This window comes from Streptomyces sp. NPDC006208, from assembly GCF_040613775.1.
Lineage (GTDB): Bacteria > Actinomycetota > Actinomycetes > Streptomycetales > Streptomycetaceae > Streptomyces.
In genome coordinates, this window is record NZ_JBEXSW010000012.1 from 13,259 (window position 1) to 31,292 (window position 18,034).

Consider the following 18,034-nt stretch of genomic DNA (forward strand, 5'->3'; position numbering starts at 1 on the left):
CCCGACCGCCCTTTGAGGGAGCGTCAGTTCACCGCCTCGAGCAGGGCGACACGAAAGGGTGAAGCAGTAGGCACACGTGTCCACTGCCGTCGACACCGGTAACCTCAGCACCATGGCCTCACGTACGTCCGGCAAGGGTTCCCAGGGCACGGCGGGCACCGCAAAGCAGCGCGCCGGCCGCACCACCGGCGCCGCGAAGAAGGCGGCGCCCGTCAAGAAGGCCGCCGCCAAGAAGACCGCACCCGCCAAGAAGGCGCCGGCCAAGAAGGCCGTTGCGAAGAAGGCGGCCGCTCCCAGGCCGGCGCCGTCCCCGACCGGGGGTGTGTACCGCCTCGCGCGCGCCCTCTGGCTCGGGCTCGCGCACGCCGTCGGCGCCTTGTTCCGCGGGATAGGGCGTGGTGCCAAGGGACTCGATCCGGCCCACCGCAAGGACGGGCTCGCGCTGCTCCTGCTCGCCGTGGCCCTCATCGTCGCGGCCGGCACCTGGTCCAACCTGAACGGTCCCGTCGGCGATCTCGTCGAGATGCTGGTGACCGGCGCGTTCGGCAGGCTCGATCTGCTGGTGCCGATACTGCTGGCAGCGATCGCCGTGCGGCTGATCCTCTACCCCGAAAAGCCCGACGCCAACGGCCGCATCGTGATCGGCCTGTCCGCGCTCGTCATCGGCGTGCTCGGCCAGGTCCACATCGCCTGCGGCTCGCCGGGCCGGGGCGAGGGTACCGAGGCGATGCAGGACGCGGGCGGTCTGATCGGCTGGGCAGCGTCCAAGCCGCTGATCTTCACCATGGGCGAGGTGCTCGCCGTACCGCTGCTCGTGCTGCTCACGGTCTTCGGGCTGCTCGTCGTCACCGCCACCCCCGTCAACGCCATTCCTCAGCGGCTCAGGCTGCTCGGCTCCAAGCTCGGCATCGTCGACCTGCCCGGCGCGGACGACGAAGCCGGCGAGGACGACCAGCGGTACGACGATCAGTGGCGCGATGCGATGCCCGCCCGTCCGCGGCGCTCCTCCGCGCGCCGTGGCGAGGAAGCGGACGAGTACGACCCGGAGTCGGCCGAGGCGGAGGCTCTCTCCCGCCGCCGCCGGCCCCGCAGGCCCTCCGTACAGCCCGCGATGGGGCGGGAGATGGACGCCGTGGACGTGGCGGCCGCCGCGGCCGCGGCGCTGGACGGAGCCGTACTCAACGGCATGCCGCCCTCTCCGCTCGTCGCCGACCTCACCCGCGACGTCACCGCGGACCGGCAGCGCGCCGCGTCCCCGGTGCCTTCCGCACGCCGGCCCGAGAAGCCGGCGCCCGAGCCCGAGGCGTCCGTGCCGGATCTGACCAAGCAGGCACCCGACCCCGACCGGTCCCAGCCCCTGCCGCCGCGCGCCGAACAGCTCCAGCTGTCCGGGGACATCACGTACGCGCTGCCGTCGCTGGGTCTGCTGGAGCGTGGCGGTCCCGGCAAGACGCGCAGCGCCGCCAACGATGCGATCGTCGCGTCGCTGACGAACGTGTTCGCGGAGTTCAAGGTCGATGCGTCGGTCACCGGGTTCACCCGCGGCCCGACGGTCACCCGGTACGAGGTGGAGCTGGGCCCGGCCGTGAAGGTCGAGCGGATCACCGCACTGACCAAGAACATCGCGTACGCGGTCGCCAGCCCCGACGTACGGATCATCTCGCCGATCCCCGGCAAGTCGGCCGTCGGTATCGAGATCCCCAACTCCGACCGCGAGATGGTCAATCTCGGTGATGTGCTGCGCCTCGCGGACGCCGCCGGGGACGACCATCCGATGCTCGTGGCCCTGGGCAAGGACGTCGAGGGCGGCTATGTGATGGCCAACCTCGCGAAGATGCCGCACGTGCTGGTCGCCGGTGCGACCGGATCCGGCAAGTCGTCGTGCATCAACTGCCTGATCACGTCGGTGATGATCCGGGCGACCCCTGAGGACGTACGGATGGTGCTCGTCGACCCGAAGCGGGTCGAGCTCACCGCGTACGAGGGCATCCCGCATCTGATCACGCCGATCATCACCAACCCCAAGCGGGCCGCCGAGGCCCTCCAATGGGTGGTGCGTGAGATGGACCTGCGCTACGACGACCTGGCGGCCTTCGGCTACCGGCACATCGACGACTTCAACCAGGCCGTGCGCAGTGGCAAGGCCACACCCCCGCCGGGCAGCGAGCGCGATCTGCAGCCCTACCCGTATCTGCTGGTCATCGTGGACGAGCTCGCGGATCTGATGATGGTCGCACCGCGCGACGTCGAGGATGCCATCGTCCGCATCACACAGCTGGCGCGCGCCGCCGGTATTCATCTGGTACTGGCCACCCAGCGGCCGTCCGTGGATGTCGTCACCGGTCTGATCAAGGCGAACGTCCCGTCCCGGCTCGCGTTCGCCACCTCCTCGCTCGCCGACAGCCGGGTCATCCTGGACCAGCCGGGCGCGGAGAAGCTGATCGGCAAGGGCGACGGGCTGTTCCTCCCGATGGGCGCCAACAAGCCGACGCGGATGCAGGGGGCGTTCGTCACCGAGGCAGAAGTCGCGGCGGTCGTCCAGCACTGCAAGGATCAGATGGCCCCGGTCTTCCGCGACGACGTCGTGGTCGGCGCCAAGCAGAAGAAGGAGATCGACGAGGACATCGGCGACGATCTGGACCTGCTCTGCCAGGCGGCGGAGCTGGTCGTCTCCACCCAGTTCGGCTCCACCTCGATGCTCCAGCGCAAGCTGCGTGTGGGCTTCGCGAAGGCGGGCAGACTCATGGATCTGATGGAGTCGCGCAACATCGTGGGGCCCAGCGAGGGTTCCAAGGCGCGCGACGTCCTGGTGAAACCGGATGAACTGGATGGAGTGCTCGCGATCATCCGCGGCGAGTCACAGTCGTAACGGTTCCGTGAGCAACCGTTTCCCTTGGTCGTACGTCAAGTTGGAGGGAGGGACACGATGATGTCCTGAGCCTCGGGATGACCGGCCATTCTGATGGCGTACATATTCCTACCGCCCGGTTGCCCCACCCTTTCGTACCACCCCTAAACTGAACCTCCAGCAGGTGGTTACACGCTCGAAAGGCGCCCCCGTGTCCATCGGCAACTCCCCCGAAGACGACCGGCCTTCAGTCGAAGACGACCGGCCTTCGATCGGCCACGCGCTCCAGCAGGCGCGTGTCGACGCAGGCCTCACCGTTGACGAGGTCAGTGCCTCCACCCGGGTGCGCGTCCCCATCGTGCACGGGATCGAGGAGGACGACTTCTCCCGCTGCGGCGGCGATGTGTACGCCCGCGGCCATATCCGTACGCTCGCCCGCGCCGTCGGGCTCGATCCCAGTCCACTGATCGCGCAGTACGACGCGGCCCATGGCGGGCGGCCCGCGCCGACGCCCGCGGCGCCGCTCTTCGAGGCCGAGCGGATCCGTCCCGAGCGCCGGCGCCCCAACTGGACCGCGGCCATGGTCGCCGCGATCGTCGCCGTGGTCGGCTTCGCCGGCTTCACGCTCTTCAACGGCGGCGACGGCCAGGACAACCAGGTCGCCGAGGGTTCGGCGCCCGAGACGACCGGTCCCACCAAGGCGCCGCCGAGCAAGCCTGCCGATCCCAAGCCCGCCCCGTCGGACAGTGCCATCGCGGCCGTGCCCTCGGACAAGGTGACGGTGAAGCTGTCGGCCGTGGACGACAAGAGCTGGATCTCCGCCAAGTCGCACAACGGCAAGCTGCTCTTCGACGGCACCCTGAAGAAGGGCGAGAGCAAGACCTTCCAGGACGACGAGCGCGTCGATCTCATCCTCGGCAACGCCGGGGCGATCGAGCTGTATGTGAACGGCAAGAAGGTCGAGGCCGAGTTCGAGATGGGTGGCGTCGAGCGGCTGTCCTACACCAAGGGCGACCCCGAGGTCGGCTAGGCCTGTCCGGACGGCACGTACATCGGCCGGGGCGACGGTACGAGGGAGCGCAGAACCCTCGCGGCAAGGGCGTGGGCCGGGACAAAGTAGTCTTGAGCTCATGCCCGAACGCCGTACCGTCGCCCTTGTCACTCTCGGCTGCGCCCGTAACGAGGTGGACTCGGAGGAACTCGCAGGCCGCTTGGCAGCGGACGGCTGGGAGCTCGTCGAGGACGCCTCCGACGCCGATGTCGCCGTGGTCAACACCTGCGGATTCGTCGAGGCCGCCAAGAAGGACTCAGTCGACGCCCTGCTGGAAGCCAACGATCTCAAGGCTGCGGCTCAGGAGGGGGGCGGCAGAACCCAGGCCGTCGTCGCCGTCGGCTGTATGGCCGAGCGGTACGGCAAGGAGCTCGCCGAGGCGCTGCCCGAGGCCGACGGCGTGCTCGGCTTCGACGACTACGCCGACATCTCCGACCGGCTGCAGACCATCCTCAGTGGCGGCGTCCACGCCTCGCACACTCCGCGTGACCGGCGCAAGCTGCTGCCGCTCAGCCCCGTCGAGCGCCAGCAGGCGACCGATGTGGCGCTTCCCGGCCACGGAGACGTCGCCCCGGCGCCGGAGGACCTGCCCGAAGGCGTCGCCCCGGTGTCCGGCCCGCGCGCGCCCCTGCGCCGCCGCCTCGGCACCAGCCCCGTCGCCTCCGTGAAGCTCGCCTCCGGCTGCGACCGGCGCTGCTCCTTCTGCGCCATCCCCTCCTTCCGCGGCTCCTTCATCTCGCGCCGCCCCAGCGATGTGCTCGGTGAGACCCGCTGGCTGGCCGAGCAGGGCGTCAAGGAGGTCATGCTGGTCTCCGAGAACAACACCTCGTACGGCAAGGACCTCGGCGACATCCGGCTGCTGGAGACGCTGCTGCCGGAGCTTGCCGCCGTCGACGGCATCGAGCGGGTGCGGGTCAGCTATCTGCAGCCCGCCGAGATGAGGCCCGGACTGATCGACGTCCTGACGTCGACGCCGAAGGTCGCCCCGTACTTCGATCTGTCCTTCCAGCACTCGGCGCCCGGTGTGCTGCGCGCGATGAGGCGCTTCGGGGACACCGAGCGGTTCTGGGAGCTGCTGGAGACCATCCGCGGCAAGGCCCCGCAGGCCGGCGTGCGGTCCAACTTCATCGTCGGCTTCCCCGGCGAGAGCGAGGCGGACTTCGCGGAGCTGGAGCGCTTCCTCGGAGCGGCGCGCCTGGACGCGATCGGTGTCTTCGGCTACTCGGACGAGGAAGGCACCGAGGCCGTCTCGTACGACGGCAAGCTGGACGCGGACGTCATCGCGGAACGGCTCGAGCATCTGTCGCGCCTCGCCGAGGAGCTCACCGCGCAGCGCGCCGAGGAGCGGCTGGGCGAGAGCCTGGAGGTGCTCGTCGAGTCCGTGGACGGCGAGGACGGGGCCGTGGGCCGCGCCGCGCACCAGGCGCCCGAGACCGACGGCCAGGTCCTGTTCACCTCACGCGACGGCCTGGAGCCCGGTCGTATCGTCATGGCGAAGGTCGTGGGTACGGAAGGCGTCGACCTGGTGGCCGACTGTCTTGGCGAGGAGGCGGGCAGATGACCGGAGTGCCGGCATCCGCGGCGGGCGGGACCGGCAGGCCGGCGCCGGGCGGCAAGCTGGGTGCTGCAGCCGTCAATCAGGCCAGCCTGTGGAACATCGCCAACATCCTGACCATGCTGCGGCTGGTCCTGGTGCCCGCCTTCGTGGTGCTGATGCTGCAGGACGGCGGGTACGACCCGGCATGGCGGGCCTGGGCCTGGGCCGCCTTCGCGGTCGCCATGATCACGGACATCTTCGACGGGCATCTGGCACGCACGTACAACCTGGTCACCGATTTCGGGAAGATCGCTGACCCGATCGCCGACAAGGCGATCATGGCTGCGGGCCTGATCTGCCTGTCGGCCCTCGGCGATCTGCCGTGGTGGGTGACCGGTGTGATCCTTTTCCGGGAGCTCGGGATCACGCTGATGCGGTTCTGGGTGATCCGGCACGGAATCATCCCGGCCAGTCGCGGCGGCAAGATGAAGACGCTGGCGCAGGGCACGGCGGTAGGGATGTACGTGCTCGCGCTGACCGGGGCACTGGCGACCCTGCGCTTCTGGGTGATGGCGGTGGCCGTCGTGCTGACGGTCGTCACAGGTCTGGACTATGTGCGGCAGGCGATCGTGCTGAGGCGCAAGGGGCTCGCCGAGGAGCGAGCCGCGCGGGCCGGGGACCGGGCCGGGAAGGGCTCAGCCGGGTGAATACGGCGGCCCGGGTGCTGGCACTGCTTGCGGAGCGTGGCGAGACGCTGGCCGCCGCGGAGTCGCTCACGGGCGGTCTGGTGGCCGCGGAGCTGACCTCCGTGCCCGGCGCCTCCCAGACCTTCCGCGGTTCCGTCACGGCTTACGCAACCACCCTCAAGAGGGATGTTCTGCGGGTCGACGGGACTCTTCTGGAGCAGCGCGGAGCGGTGGATCCCGAGGTGGCGGGGCAGATGGCGATCGGTGTGCGCGATGTGCTGGGCGCCGCATGGGGCATCGCCACCACAGGCGTCGCGGGGCCCGAGCCTCAGGACGGGCAGCCGGTGGGGACGGTCTACGTGGCCGTCGCGGGGCCGGGGCGCGAGGTGAAAGTGGCCGCATTGCGGTTGAACGGGGACCGTGCGGAAATCCGTAGAGAGAGTGTACGGAGAGTGCTCGAGCTGCTCTCCGGAGAACTCCACGAGAATGTGCGGACAAAGGATACGGAACACAACGGGGGGACTTGATGTTTGCAGCCCTGAGTGAACACGACATCGCTCCCCGCACGGCCGCGGCGCAAGGCGGTACGGTGGGGCGTGAAGGATGCGGCTACGCGGTCCGAGGAGGGAGCCACCGATGATTCTGCTCCGTCGCCTGCTGGGTGACGTGCTGCGTCGGCAGCGCCAGCGCCAGGGCCGTACTCTGCGCGAAGTCTCCTCGTCCGCCCGAGTATCGCTCGGCTATCTCTCCGAGGTGGAGCGGGGGCAGAAGGAGGCATCCTCCGAGCTGCTCTCCGCGATCTGCGACGCGCTTGACGTACGGATGTCCGAGCTCATGCGCGAAGTGAGCGACGAGTTGTCGCTGGCCGAACTGGCCGAGTCGGCAGCCGCCAGCGAGCCGGTGCCTGCGCCAGTACGCCCGATGCTCAATTCCGTCTCTGTGACGTCGGTGGCGGGTGTGCCGACCGAGCGAGTGACGATCAAGGCGCCTGCGGAGGCGGTCGACGTCGTCGCCGCCTGATCCGCGAAGGCTCTGCACGGCTTGGTTTGCAACTGGGCCCCGGTTGGTACTCGATGCCGCCGGGGCCCGTTGCTTTTCCCCGAATGAGCGTTTTGTGCAGCTGTGCAATGGTGGACGGTATCGGCGGAACCGAGTGGAGGCATGCATGTCTGTCGTGAAGAGCCCATTGTCCGACGCGGACCTCAAGACTGTCGGCGGTGCCCTGCAGGGTGCGCTCGTGGATCTGGTGGATCTCGGGCTGGTGGCCAAGCAGGTCCACTGGAACGTGGTCGGCCCACGATTCAGGTCCGTCCACCTGCAGCTCGACGAGGTGGTGGACACGGCGCGTCAGCACTCGGACATCGTCGCCGAACGGGCGTCCGCGATCGGTGTGGCACCGGACGGGCGGGCGGCGACCGTGGCCGCGCAGAGTGCGATCGGGGCGGTCCCTGACGGATGGATCAAGGACGGGGACGCCGTGCAGACACTTGTGGACGCGCTCGGCGCGGTCATCGGGAGGATGCGGGAGCGGGTCACGGCGACCGCGGACCCGGATCCGGTGAGCCAGGACATCCTGATCGGGCTCACGGCCGACCTCGAGAAGCACGCCTGGATGTTCCAGGCGGAGAGCGCATAGCGAGGTCGGGGCGTCCCGGCCGGCCATGCGCGCCGGATCGGCCAACCACGCGCCCTCCCGGGGGTCGAGCGCGCCGCACTAGCGTGGACCGGAGGAGGCAGCCATGGCGATACGCGGGGCGGTCCTCGTGCCAGTCGTCGCGCTCGGGCTCGTGGTGGGCGGAGCGTGGTGGTGGGCAGTTCTGCGGCTGGTGCTGATGCCGGAACAGTCCGGGGCCATCGAGGGGGCGGTGGCGGCCGGCGGTTGGGGGCTGAGCCTGCTGCCGGTGCATGTGACGGCAGCCCGAGGGGTCACCAGGGCATCACGACGCCGCCGTTCGGACGGAGTATCTGACCCGTCATGAAGGACGAGGCGTCGCATGCCAGATGAAGCACGGTGTGCGCGATGTCCTCGGGTTCGCCGACCCTGCGCAGCGGGGACATCCTGACCAGAGCGGCCTCGGCCTGCTGCTGGAGACCGGCATCGTGACGGTCGGTCATCGGGGTGCGCACCCAGCCGGGGGCTACGGCATTGACACGGATGGAGTGCGGGCCGAGTTCGGTCGCCAGGGTCTTGGTGAGCTGTACCACGGCCGCCTTGGCCACGCTGTAGCAGAGCAGACCCGCGTTGGCGGCGTCCATGGCTCCGGATGCCATGGTGATGATCGAACCGCCCGTGCCCGCGGCGATCATGGCTCGGGCCGACTCCTGGCAGGCGTACAGAACGCCCTTGAAATTGACGGCGAGAACGCGGTCGAGGTCTTCGTCCCGGGTTTCCAGGACGGGGCTGGTGTGCATGATTCCGGCGATCGCGGCCATGATGTCGAGCCGCTCCACGCTGAGCACCGCTGCGCGCAACTGGGCGCGGTCGGTGACGTCCAGCGCGTGGGTCAGGGCTGTGCCGCCGATGCCCGTGATCCGGGCGCGGGTCCGGTCGAGGCCCTTCTCGTCCAGGTCGGCGCAGTGGACCGTGGCGCCCGCCTCGGCGAGCAGGACTGCCGTGGCGCGGCCGATACCGCCGGCCGCTCCGGTGACGAACGCGGTGCGCCCGGTGAGGTCGTACGCCGTGAGGCCCATGCCGGGACCGTACGACCGGATCTGACGGATCGTCAACTGATCGGTCCCGATTGACACCGCGGGCACCAGAAGGTGGGGCGCTCGCGGCTGCCGTCGCCCTGGTCGGCCTTGCGGATCAGGGTGCCGCAGCGGGGGCAGGGGCGGCCCATGCGCCCGTAGACGTACAGCCGTGGGGCCGGAGGGCGGGCGGCGGGGGTGGGACCGGCGGTCGTGGTGCGACGGTCGGGGCGGTCCTTGTTCGCGTCGAGGAGGCGACGGGCGGTGGCGACGAGCCGCTCAGGAACACCGGGCGGGAGTTGGCCGATCGGGAGCCAGGGCGTCACCCGTGCCAGGAAGGCCAGCTCGGACTTGTAGACATTGCCGATCCCCGCGAGATTGCGCTGGTCGAGGAGGGCTTCGCCGAGAGGGCGGGCCGGGTCGGCGAGCAGATTGGCCACGGCGGTCGCCGGATCCCAGTCCGGGCCCAGCAGATCGGGTCCCAGATGCCCGACGACCTGGTCCTCGTCCGTCGTCCTCAGCAGTTCCAGCACCGGCAGGCGGTAGCCGACCGCGGTGTGCGAAGCGTTGCCGAGGATGGCCCGGATCTGGTGCGCCGGCCCGCCGCGCCAGCGCTCACCCGCCTCGTACACCTGCCAGGTGCCCTCCATACGCAGATGCGAGTGCAGGGTGAGACCGCCCTCGATGCGGGTCAGCAGATGTTTGCCGCGCGGGGTGACGTCCAGGACACTGCGGCCGGTGAGATCGGTGGTCGCCAGGCGCGGAACCCGCAGATCCGACCGGGTCAGCGGCCGGCCGGCGAGGGCGGTGTGCAGGCGCTTCGCGGTCAGCCAGACGGTGTCTCCTTCGGGCATGTGTCCATGATGCGGGGGAGTCGCTGCGCGGGGGTGTTTTCCCGGCCCCTGCCTTCCCGGGACCGGGGCGCTGCTCCGGCCACGGAGGGCCGGTGGCTGTGTCCTCGATGCCCGTCCCGGACGTGCCAGGAGCCGACCCCGCCCGTCCCGCGAGCGGCGGGCCCGTCCACCGAGAACGGCGGGGGGCAGAGCTCTGGGGGCGGGGCCGCCGCTGGGGGAGGGGCGGGCCGGGGAAGAGCTCGCGGAGTTCGTCAGGGACGCAGTCGCAGCCCCCTTGGAGTGGCGTGGAAGCCCGCCGTCTCCAGCGCGCGGCCCAGCGGAGACGTCAGGGCCGGCGTGCCGTTCACCCGCTCCACCGTGACGGAGCCGAGCGCACCCCCGCGCGCCGCCGTCGCCAGGGCCTCCGCCGCCGCGTGCAGTGCCGGCGACTCCTCGTCCGTCGCCCAGGACAGCAGCGTCTTGCCGCCCCGCTCCATGTAGAGCGTCAGCTCGCCGTCGACCAGGACCACCAGCGAGCCCGCTTTGCGCCCCGGCTTGTGGCCTGCGCCCGTCGGCGGCTCCGGCCACGGCAGCGCTGCCCCATAGGCGTTGGCCGGGTCGGCGGCGGCCAGCACGATGGCGCGTGGCGCCCTCTGCCCGTCCGCGCGATCCCGGGCGGTGGCCGCCGCGCGCAGCCGGTCGACGGCGCCGTCCATGGCGAACTGGGCTGCCCCCAGCCCCTCGATGACATAGCCACGGCGAGCCTGTCCGCTGTCCTCGAAGGCGGACAGGATGCGGTACGTGGCGGAGAATCCGCCCTCGACCCCTTCGGCTGCAACAGCGCCGCGGGTCACTACGCCATGGCGGTCCAGGAGAGTACGGGCGAGAGCGTGCGCCCGGTGGGTCGGCTCGGGCTCTGCCGCCGGCAGCAGGGACCAGCGGCCGCTCACCGTCGGCGGCCCCGTCCGCGATACGGGGCGGGCGGCTGCGGTGAGGCTGCCGTAACGCCCCCTGGGCACCGTGCGCTTCGCCCGGTGTGCCGTGGAACCCGCCGTGCGGCCGGAGCCGAGCAGCGAACGCAGCGGGGCCAGGGTGTCGTTGGTGAGCCGACCGGACCAGGCGAGATCCCAGACGGCGTCGGCCAGTTCGGGATCGGTGGCGTCCGGGTGGGTGGTGGCACGGACCTGGTCGGCGATCTGGCGGAAGAAGAGCCCGTACCCGCCTGAGAGCGCGGTCAGGACCGATTCGTGGAGGGCGGCCAGCTCCAGCGGGTGGGGCGCGGGGAGCAACAGAGGTGCGGTGTCGGCAAGATAGAGCGAGACCCAGCCGTCCTTGCCCGGCAGCGCTCCGGCGCCTGCCCACAGCACCTCCCCCGTTGTGGTCAGTTCGTCGAGCAGGGTGGGGGTGTAGCCGGTGACCCGGGAGGGGAGGATCAGCTTCTCGAGAGCGGACGCGGGCACCGCGGCACCCTGCAACTGCTCGACGGCACGGGCCAGTCCGTCTATGCCACGCAGGCTGTTGCTGCCCAGGTGCTGCCACTGCGGCAGGAAGGTGGCGAGCGCGGCCGGCGGAACCGGCTCCAGCTCGTGGCGCAGGGCGGCCAGCGACCGGCGGCGCAGCCGCCGCAGTACACCCGCGTCGCACCACTCCTGGCCGATGCCGGAAGGGTGGAACTCGCCCTGAACCACGCGGCCGCTTGCCGCGAGCCGGTGCAGGGCCCCGTCCGTGACTGCCGCGCCGAGTCCGAAGCGGCTCGCTGCCTGCGCCGAGGTGAACGGTCCGTGCGTGCGCGCATACCGGGCGAGCAGGTCGCCCAGCGGGTCCTTGACCGGCTCGGTGAACGCCTCCGGGACCCCCACGGGAAGCGCCGTGCCCAGTGCGTCCCGCAACCGGCCGGCATCCTCGACCGCGGCCCAGTGGTCCGCGCCCGCGATCCGCACGCGAATGGCCCGCCGCGACCCGGCCAGCTCCTGGGCCCACCCGGCCTGACTGCCGCGCTCGATCAGCTCCGCATCAGTGAGCGGACCCAGCACCCGCAGCAGATCGGCGACGCCCTCCGTGTCCTTGATCCGCCGGTCGTCCGTGAGCCACTGCAGCTCGCGCTCCAGCTCGCTGAGCACATCCGCGTCGAGCAGTTCCCGAAGCTCGGCCTGGCCCAGCAGCTCGGCGAGCAGCCGGGAGTCCAGGGAGAGTGCCGCGGCGCGCCGTTCGGCGAGGGGGGAGTCCCCCTCGTACAGGAACTGGGCGACATAGCCGAAGAGCAGTGAACGGGCGAAGGGGGAAGGCTCCTGGGTGGTGACCTCGACCAGGCGGACCCGGCGGGACTCGATGTCACCCATCAGCTCCGTGAGCCCGGGGACGTCGAAGACGTCCTGGAGACATTCGCGGACCGCCTCGAGGACGATGGGGAAGGACCCGAACTCGCTCGCCACCTGGAGCAGTTGGGCGGCGCGCTGACGCTGCTGCCACAGGGGTGTGCGCTTTCCGGGGGTGCGCCGCGGTAGCAGCAGCGCACGGGCTGCGCACTCGCGGAAGCGCGAGGCGAACAGCGCGGAGCCGCCGACCTGGTCCGTGACGATCTGGTCGATCTCGCCCTTGTCGAAGAGTGCGTCCGCCGCGCCGATCGGCGCCTGCTCGCTGTCGAACGTCGTGTCCAGACGGACCGGATCCTGGTCGAGCAGGTCGAGGCCCATCAGATCGGCGTCCGGCAGCCGCAGCACGATGCCGTCGTCGGCGTGCATGACCTGCGCGTCCATGCCGTAGCGCTCGGCGAGCCTGGCACCCAGCGCGAGCGCCCACGGGGCGTGCACCTGCGCGCCGAACGGGGAGTGGATCACGACCCGCCAGTCACCGAGCTCGTCGCGGAACCGCTCCACCAGGATGGTGCGGTCATCGGGGACATGACCGCAGGCGCGGCGCTGCTCGTCGAGATACGCCAGCACGTTGTCGGCCGCCCAGGCATCGAGACCCGCGGCGAGCAGCCGCAGCCTGCCGTCCTCGTCGGACAGGCCCCCGACCTCGCGCAGAAACGCGCCGACCGCCCGTCCCAGCTCCAGCGGGCGGCCCAGCTGGTCGCCCTTCCAGAACGGCAGCCGGCCCGGGACGCCGGGGGCGGGGGAGACCAGCACCCGGTCGCGGGTGATGTCCTCGATCCGCCAGGACGTGGTTCCCAGGGTGAAGACATCTCCCACCCGGGATTCGTAGACCATCTCCTCGTCGAGCTCACCGACCCGGCCGCCGCCCTTCTTGGGATCGGCGCCGGCGAGAAAGACTCCGAACAGGCCGCGGTCGGGGATCGTGCCCCCGGACGTGACGGCCAGGCGCTGGGCACCGGGCCGGCCCGTGACCGTACCGGCGACGCGGTCCCACACCACGCGGGGGCGCAGCTCAGCGAAGGCGTCGGAGGGATAGCGTCCGGCGAGCATGTCGAGGACGGCTGTGAAGGCCGACTCCGGGAGGGACGCGAACGGGGCCGCCCGGCGGGACAGCGCGAGCAGGTCGTCGACCTGCCAGGTGTCCATGGCGACCATCGCGACCAGCTGCTGGGCCAGCACGTCCAGGGGGTTGGACGGGACGCGCAGCGACTCGATGGAGCCGGTGCGCATCCGCTCGGTGACCACGGCTGCCTGCACGAGGTCGCCGCGGTACTTGGGGAAGACGACGCCCGTGGAGACGGCGCCCACCTGGTGCCCGGCGCGGCCCACCCGCTGCAGCCCTGAGGCCACGGAAGGCGGCGACTCGACCTGGACGACCAGGTCCACCGCGCCCATGTCGATACCCAGCTCGAGGCTGGAAGTGGCGACGACTGCGGGGAGCCTGCCCGCTTTCAGGTCCTCTTCGACCAGGGCACGCTGCTCCTTGGAGACCGAGCCGTGGTGCGCGCGGGCGAGCAGCGCCGGCGCTCCCTTCGCGGCGCCGGACTGCGCCATGATCTCGGCCGGCGGGGCGCCCTCGGGCATCGCCTCGCCCGTGGCCCGCTCGTACGCGATCTCGTTGAGACGGTTGCACAGCCGCTCCGCGAGCCGGCGGGAGTTGGCGAAGACGATCGTCGAGCGGTGCGCCTGGACGAGGTCGGCGATCCTCTCCTCGACGTGCGGCCAGATCGACGGCTTCTCCCCAGCGCCCTCGGACGCGTCGGTGGCGGGGGAGCCGCCCAGCTCACCCAGGTCCTCGACCGGTACGACCACGGAGAGGTCGAACTCCTTGCCAGAGGGCGGTTGGACGATCTCGACCCGGCGCTGAGGCGAGAGGAAACGCGCAACCTCGTCCACCGGCCGCACCGTCGCCGACAGCCCGATCCGGCGGGCCGGTCGCGGCAACAGCTGGTCGAGCCGCTCCAGAGACACCGCGAGATGGGCGCCGCGCTTGGTCCCGGCCACGGCGTGCACCTCGTCGAGGATCACCGTCTCGACACCCGCCAGCGCATCCCGGGCGGAGGAGGTGAGCATCAGGAACAGCGACTCGGGCGTGGTGATCAGGATGTCCGGCGGCCGGGTGGCCATCGACCGGCGCTCGGCGGCCGGGGTGTCGCCCGAGCGGATGCCGACCCGGACGTCGGGCTCCGGCAGCCCGAGGCGTACGGACTCCTGCCGGATACCGGTCAGCGGGCTGCGGAGATTGCGCTCCACGTCGACGGCGAGCGCCTTGAGCGGCGACACGTACAGGACCCGGCAGCGTGCCTTCGCGTCCGCGGGCGGCGGCGTGGACGCGAGCCGGTCGAGGGCGGCGAGGAAGGCTGCCAGCGTCTTGCCGGATCCGGTCGGCGCCACGACCAGGACATCAGAGCCTTCCCCGATGGCCAGCCAGGCTCCCTCCTGCGCGGCGGTGGGCGCGCTGAACGCCCCCGTGAACCAGCCTCGGGTCGCGGGGGAGAAGAGGTCGAGCGCAGTCCTGGCCATGTCCCCCATCGTGCACCCGGCCACTGACAACGGAAGCCCGCCGGCGATTCCGGCGCCGGACGATGCCTGCCCACTCTGCGTGTCCACCACCTGGACGGACGGCAGGCGGCCCGGCGGGCGGGCGCAGAATGGTCTGTATGGACACGGACGGGGCGGCGGACCGGAAGGGCGAGTGGGCGCGGCACTGGCAGTACCCGGGAGTACCCGGTCTCGATCTGCTCAGGGCCCGGTACGTGCGCCACTCCTTCGCCCGTCACACCCATGAAGGGTTCGTCCTCGGCGCGGTCCGCCGCGGGATCGAGGACGTCGTCATGCCGGAGGGCACGATCCAGGCCAGACCCGGCACCGTCGTCATGATCAACCCCGAGGTGCCGCACTCGGCCCGTGCCGGGGTGCCCGAAGGCTGGGTGTACTCCACCCTCTACCCGTCGTCGGAGCTGGTCGCCTCGATCGCGGCGGAGATGACCACCCTGCGCGGCACCGCGGCGTTCGCCGAGACCATCGTCGAGGACCCCGACACCGCCCGGCTCGTGCACGAGGTGCACCGCGCGGCCGAGGAGGGCAACGCGCTCGCGGCCGACAGCCTCCTGCGGATCGCCGTCGCCCGGCTGCTGCGCCGGCACGGCCGCTCGCTGCCCGCCCGTACACCCACGGAGTCGGGTGCACCAACAGCGGCGCTCGCCAAGCAGCTCCTCGAGGAACGCATGACCGAGCCGCCGTCCCTGGAGGAGCTGGCCCAGGAACTGGACACCAGCCCCTTTGCCCTGCTGCGCGCTTTCAAGGCCAGCTATGGACTGCCGCCGCACACCTGGCTCACCGATGCGCGGGTGCGCAGCGCGCGCCGCCTGCTGGATTCGGGCGTCACACCGGCCGAGGCCGCGGTCGCCGTGGGCTTCACCGATCAGCCGCATCTGAACCGCCACTTCACCCGGATCGTCGGCGTCCCGCCGGGGGCGTACCGCAAGGAGCGCGCAAGAACGTACAAGACCGGCGACGGCGCTCCTGCGTAGCGTCGCGGACGTGGCAGAACAGACAGTGCAACCAGAGATACCCGCAGGGGCGCCGACGCCTGTGGCGGAGCCGGTGTCCAAGGCGGACTCGGCCGTCGTACGCGACGCACTCGGCGTCGGCATCGCCGTCGGCCTGTCGGGCTTCGCTTTCGGCGTGACCTCCGCGGGTTCCGGGCTCACGCTCCTGCAGACCTGTGCGCTCAGCCTGCTGGTGTTCACCGGCGCCTCGCAGTTCGCACTGGTCGGGGCGCTCGCCGCGGGAGGCAACCCGCTCACCGCCGCCGCGGGCGCGTTCTTCCTCGGCGTACGCAACTCGTTCTACGGGCTCCGTCTGTCGCAACTGCTCGCCCTGCCCCGCTTCGTACGGCCCTTCGCCGCGCACTGGGTCATCGACGAGACCACTGCGGTCGCCCTCGCGCAGCCCACCCGGCGCAGCGCCCGGCTCGGCTTCACCGTCACCGGCCTCACGCTGTACGTGCTGTGGAACCTGACCACGCTGCTCGGGGCGCTCGGCGCGGAGGCACTCGGCGACACCGACGCCTGGGGGCTGGACGCGGCCGGCCCCGCGGTCTTCCTCGCACTGCTCGCGCCCATGCTGCGTACGGCCACGGAGCGCGCGGTGGCCGCCCTCGCGGTGCTGCTCGGGCTCGGCTTCCTGCCGGTACTGCCCGCCGGGGTGCCGGTTCTGGTCGCCGCGCTGGCGGCCCCCGCGGTGCTGTGGCTCAAGGGCCGCGCAATGGACGGCAAGGTCTGCGCGGACGAGGCGAAGGCCGGACGGACGAAGGGTGAGGGCCGATGAGCATCTGGATCGCGATCGCAGCGACTGTTGTCGGCTGCTACCTGGTGAAGCTCGTCGGCCTGCTGGTGCCGGCCGACACCCTGGAGCGTCCGCTCGTCCAGCGGCTGGCTGCCCTGCTGCCCGTCGCCCTGCTGGCCGCGCTGACCGCGCAGCAGACCTTCAGCGTGGACAACGCCCTGGTCCTCGACGCCCGGGCCGCCGGGGTCGCGGCCGCGGCGGTCGCCCTGGTGGTGCGCGCACCCTTCCTGGTGGTCGTCGGGGCGGCGGTTGCCGTCACCGCCGGCGTACGGGCGCTGGGCGGCTGACCCGAGGGGCGGTCAGCCGATGGCGTGGCCGTGCGCCCGTAGCGTGCGCAGCGCCTCGACGGTCACGATGGACCGCGCCTCCAGTGCGCTCCCGGGCGCCCATTCGCGCCAGGTGATGGGCCAGCCGCCGTCCTCGCGCTGCTGCCGGGCGAGATGGTCCAGCGAACGCTCCATCTCCTCGTCCGTGAACCAGCGGCGGGCGAGCGATTCGGGTGTGCGGGCGAAGTGGTACGCGAAGTGGTGCTCGCCCGGCGCGTAGCCGGGAGGGACGGGCTGCTCGGCGGCCCGGTCCGGGTCGAGCACCACCAGGCCCTGCTCCCGCACAAGCCGGCCGAGCCGATCCGCCGCGGCCTGGGCGCGCACCCGGTCCGGGACTCCGTCGAGGAACGTGACCGCTGCCTCGATCTCGTACGGATGCGATTTCTCGAGCGCGTCCACCGCGGCCCAGCAGAAGTCCGTGGCGCGGAACAGCCACGCGTGCCAGACCTGATTGCGGTGGAGCAGACCGACCACCGGCCCGGTCGCGAGAAGCTCGCCGGGCGGGTCGTCCACGATGGGGATGAACGGGGCGGCAGGGTAGCCGCGCTGCGAGGGATGGATCGCCGGCAGTGCGCCGTCCGGCGTCGACACATCCGTGAGGTAGCGGCACATCCGCTCGATGCGCAGACCGCCGCACCGGCCGATCGAGTCGAGCACGCGCAGGGCGTGCGCGGTGTGCAACGGCTGGCTCACCGGGCCGCGCAGATCCGGCTCGAGGGCGTGGCCGTAGCCGCTGTCCTCGTTGAGATACGCGGTCAGGGCGCTCTCCACGGCATCCGCGCTGCCCCGGAGGAAGTGGTAGGCGAACCGCCGCTGCTCGAGCACGCGGGCCGTCAGCCAGATGAATCGTTCTGCGCGGGCAAGGGGCGACGGGTGAGAGGGCTCTGTGGTTGCTCCGGTTCCGGCCATGTTCCGACCGTAGGGCGGAAACGGCGTTCGGCAAGCAGGACGGCCAGGGCTGCACTCTCAGGGGCGGGATACTGAGTTCATGCGGTTGACGATTTTCTGGGAGCGGATGGCGGACCACTTCGGCCCGGCGTACGCCGACTCCTTCGCGCGTGACCATGTGATGTCCGAGCTGGGCGGCCGTACGGTCCACCAGGCGCTCGCCGCGGGCTGGGAGACCAAGGACGTGTGGCGCGGGGTCTGCGCCGCCGTGGGTATCCCTGCCGACAAGCGATGAGTCACGGGGCGGACCTTTTGCCGCCACTCAGGTAGGCGACACTTGCCGGGTGGCCCAGACCGACGAGACCGCCCAGGACGCAACCGCCCCCGAGACGACGGCGCGGGACACCGCCACGGCGACCGCACCGCCCAGCGTGCCGCCGCCCCGGCACGGG

At 71.3% G+C, this 18,034-nt stretch carries 16 protein-coding genes; 12 read left to right on the forward strand and 4 right to left on the reverse strand.

The window, feature by feature from the left end:
• The first annotated feature begins 112 nt into the window (after positions 1–112).
• The 8 genes from ABZ208_RS11850 (at position 113) to ABZ208_RS11885 (ending at position 8,101) form a co-directional block, all read left to right on the forward strand.
• The gene (locus ABZ208_RS11850; RefSeq protein WP_356909340.1) at positions 113–2,869 is read left to right on the forward strand and encodes a DNA translocase FtsK; all 2,757 of its coding nucleotides are present in this window, start codon (positions 113–115) and stop codon (positions 2,867–2,869) included.
• A 190-nt stretch (positions 2,870–3,059) separates the two neighbouring features.
• Positions 3,060–3,878, forward strand: coding sequence for a helix-turn-helix domain-containing protein (locus tag ABZ208_RS11855; protein ID WP_356909341.1), 819 nt, complete (start codon positions 3,060–3,062; stop codon positions 3,876–3,878).
• Positions 3,879–3,978: 100 nt separating this feature from the next.
• Entirely contained in the window at positions 3,979–5,460 is a 1,482-nt protein-coding gene (gene rimO, locus ABZ208_RS11860; RefSeq protein ID WP_356909342.1) for a 30S ribosomal protein S12 methylthiotransferase RimO, read from the forward strand.
• A complete protein-coding gene (gene pgsA, locus ABZ208_RS11865) occupies positions 5,457–6,143 on the forward strand; it encodes a CDP-diacylglycerol--glycerol-3-phosphate 3-phosphatidyltransferase (RefSeq protein WP_328395716.1) in 687 nt (228 codons plus the stop codon). Before rimO ends, pgsA begins: the two co-directional genes overlap by 4 nt.
• Positions 6,140–6,649, forward strand: a complete 510-nt coding sequence (locus tag ABZ208_RS11870; RefSeq protein ID WP_356909343.1) for a CinA family protein — start codon at positions 6,140–6,142, stop codon at positions 6,647–6,649. The genes pgsA and ABZ208_RS11870 overlap by 4 nt, the downstream gene beginning before the upstream one ends.
• Positions 6,650–6,758: 109 nt before the next feature.
• A complete protein-coding gene (locus tag ABZ208_RS11875) occupies positions 6,759–7,142 on the forward strand; it encodes a helix-turn-helix transcriptional regulator (protein ID WP_019889909.1) in 384 nt (127 codons plus the stop codon).
• A gap of 145 nt (positions 7,143–7,287) precedes the next feature.
• Positions 7,288–7,758 carry a DNA starvation/stationary phase protection protein gene (locus ABZ208_RS11880; RefSeq protein WP_356909344.1) on the forward strand — a complete coding sequence of 157 codons (471 nt, stop codon included), beginning with the start codon at positions 7,288–7,290 and terminating at the stop codon, positions 7,756–7,758.
• Positions 7,759–7,861: 103 nt separating this feature from the next.
• Complete coding sequence (locus ABZ208_RS11885) at positions 7,862–8,101, forward strand: hypothetical protein (protein ID WP_356909345.1); 240 nt, start codon at positions 7,862–7,864, stop codon at positions 8,099–8,101.
• On the opposite strand, the gene ABZ208_RS11890 is transcribed toward ABZ208_RS11885, so the two are convergent.
• The 3 genes from ABZ208_RS11890 to ABZ208_RS11900 form a co-directional block, all read right to left on the reverse strand.
• Entirely contained in the window at positions 8,049–8,813 is a 765-nt protein-coding gene (locus ABZ208_RS11890; RefSeq protein ID WP_356909346.1) for an SDR family NAD(P)-dependent oxidoreductase, read from the reverse strand. The two genes, ABZ208_RS11885 and ABZ208_RS11890, sit on opposite strands and share 53 nt — an antisense overlap.
• A gap of 32 nt (positions 8,814–8,845) precedes the next feature.
• Positions 8,846–9,664, reverse strand: a complete 819-nt coding sequence (locus ABZ208_RS11895; RefSeq protein ID WP_356909347.1) for a DNA-formamidopyrimidine glycosylase family protein — start codon at positions 9,662–9,664, stop codon at positions 8,846–8,848.
• A gap of 251 nt (positions 9,665–9,915) precedes the next feature.
• The gene (locus tag ABZ208_RS11900) at positions 9,916–14,541 is read right to left on the reverse strand and encodes an ATP-dependent helicase (RefSeq protein WP_356909348.1); all 4,626 of its coding nucleotides are present in this window, start codon (positions 14,539–14,541) and stop codon (positions 9,916–9,918) included.
• A 137-nt stretch (positions 14,542–14,678) separates the two neighbouring features.
• Here ABZ208_RS11900 and ABZ208_RS11905 point away from each other — a divergent pair, with 137 nt between their 5' ends.
• From ABZ208_RS11905 to ABZ208_RS11915, 3 genes are read left to right on the forward strand one after another with little or no spacing between them, the layout of a single operon-like run.
• On the forward strand, positions 14,679–15,551 hold the full coding sequence (locus tag ABZ208_RS11905) for an AraC family transcriptional regulator (protein ID WP_356909349.1): 873 nt from the start codon (positions 14,679–14,681) through the stop codon (positions 15,549–15,551).
• Between the two features lie 37 nt (positions 15,552–15,588).
• Positions 15,589–16,350 (forward strand): AzlC family ABC transporter permease, encoded by a 762-nt coding sequence (locus ABZ208_RS11910; RefSeq protein ID WP_356909450.1) that lies wholly within the window; start codon positions 15,589–15,591, stop codon positions 16,348–16,350.
• Positions 16,347–16,655, forward strand: coding sequence for an AzlD domain-containing protein (locus ABZ208_RS11915; protein WP_328395698.1), 309 nt, complete (start codon positions 16,347–16,349; stop codon positions 16,653–16,655). The genes ABZ208_RS11910 and ABZ208_RS11915 overlap by 4 nt, the downstream gene beginning before the upstream one ends.
• A 12-nt stretch (positions 16,656–16,667) precedes the next feature.
• On the opposite strand, the gene ABZ208_RS11920 is transcribed toward ABZ208_RS11915, so the two are convergent.
• The gene (locus tag ABZ208_RS11920) at positions 16,668–17,603 is read right to left on the reverse strand and encodes a hypothetical protein (protein ID WP_356909350.1); all 936 of its coding nucleotides are present in this window, start codon (positions 17,601–17,603) and stop codon (positions 16,668–16,670) included.
• A gap of 79 nt (positions 17,604–17,682) precedes the next feature.
• On the opposite strand from ABZ208_RS11920, the gene ABZ208_RS11925 reads away from it, so the two are divergent.
• On the forward strand, positions 17,683–17,877 hold the full coding sequence (locus tag ABZ208_RS11925; RefSeq protein WP_356909351.1) for a DUF3046 domain-containing protein: 195 nt from the start codon (positions 17,683–17,685) through the stop codon (positions 17,875–17,877).
• Positions 17,878–18,034 lie beyond the last annotated feature (157 nt).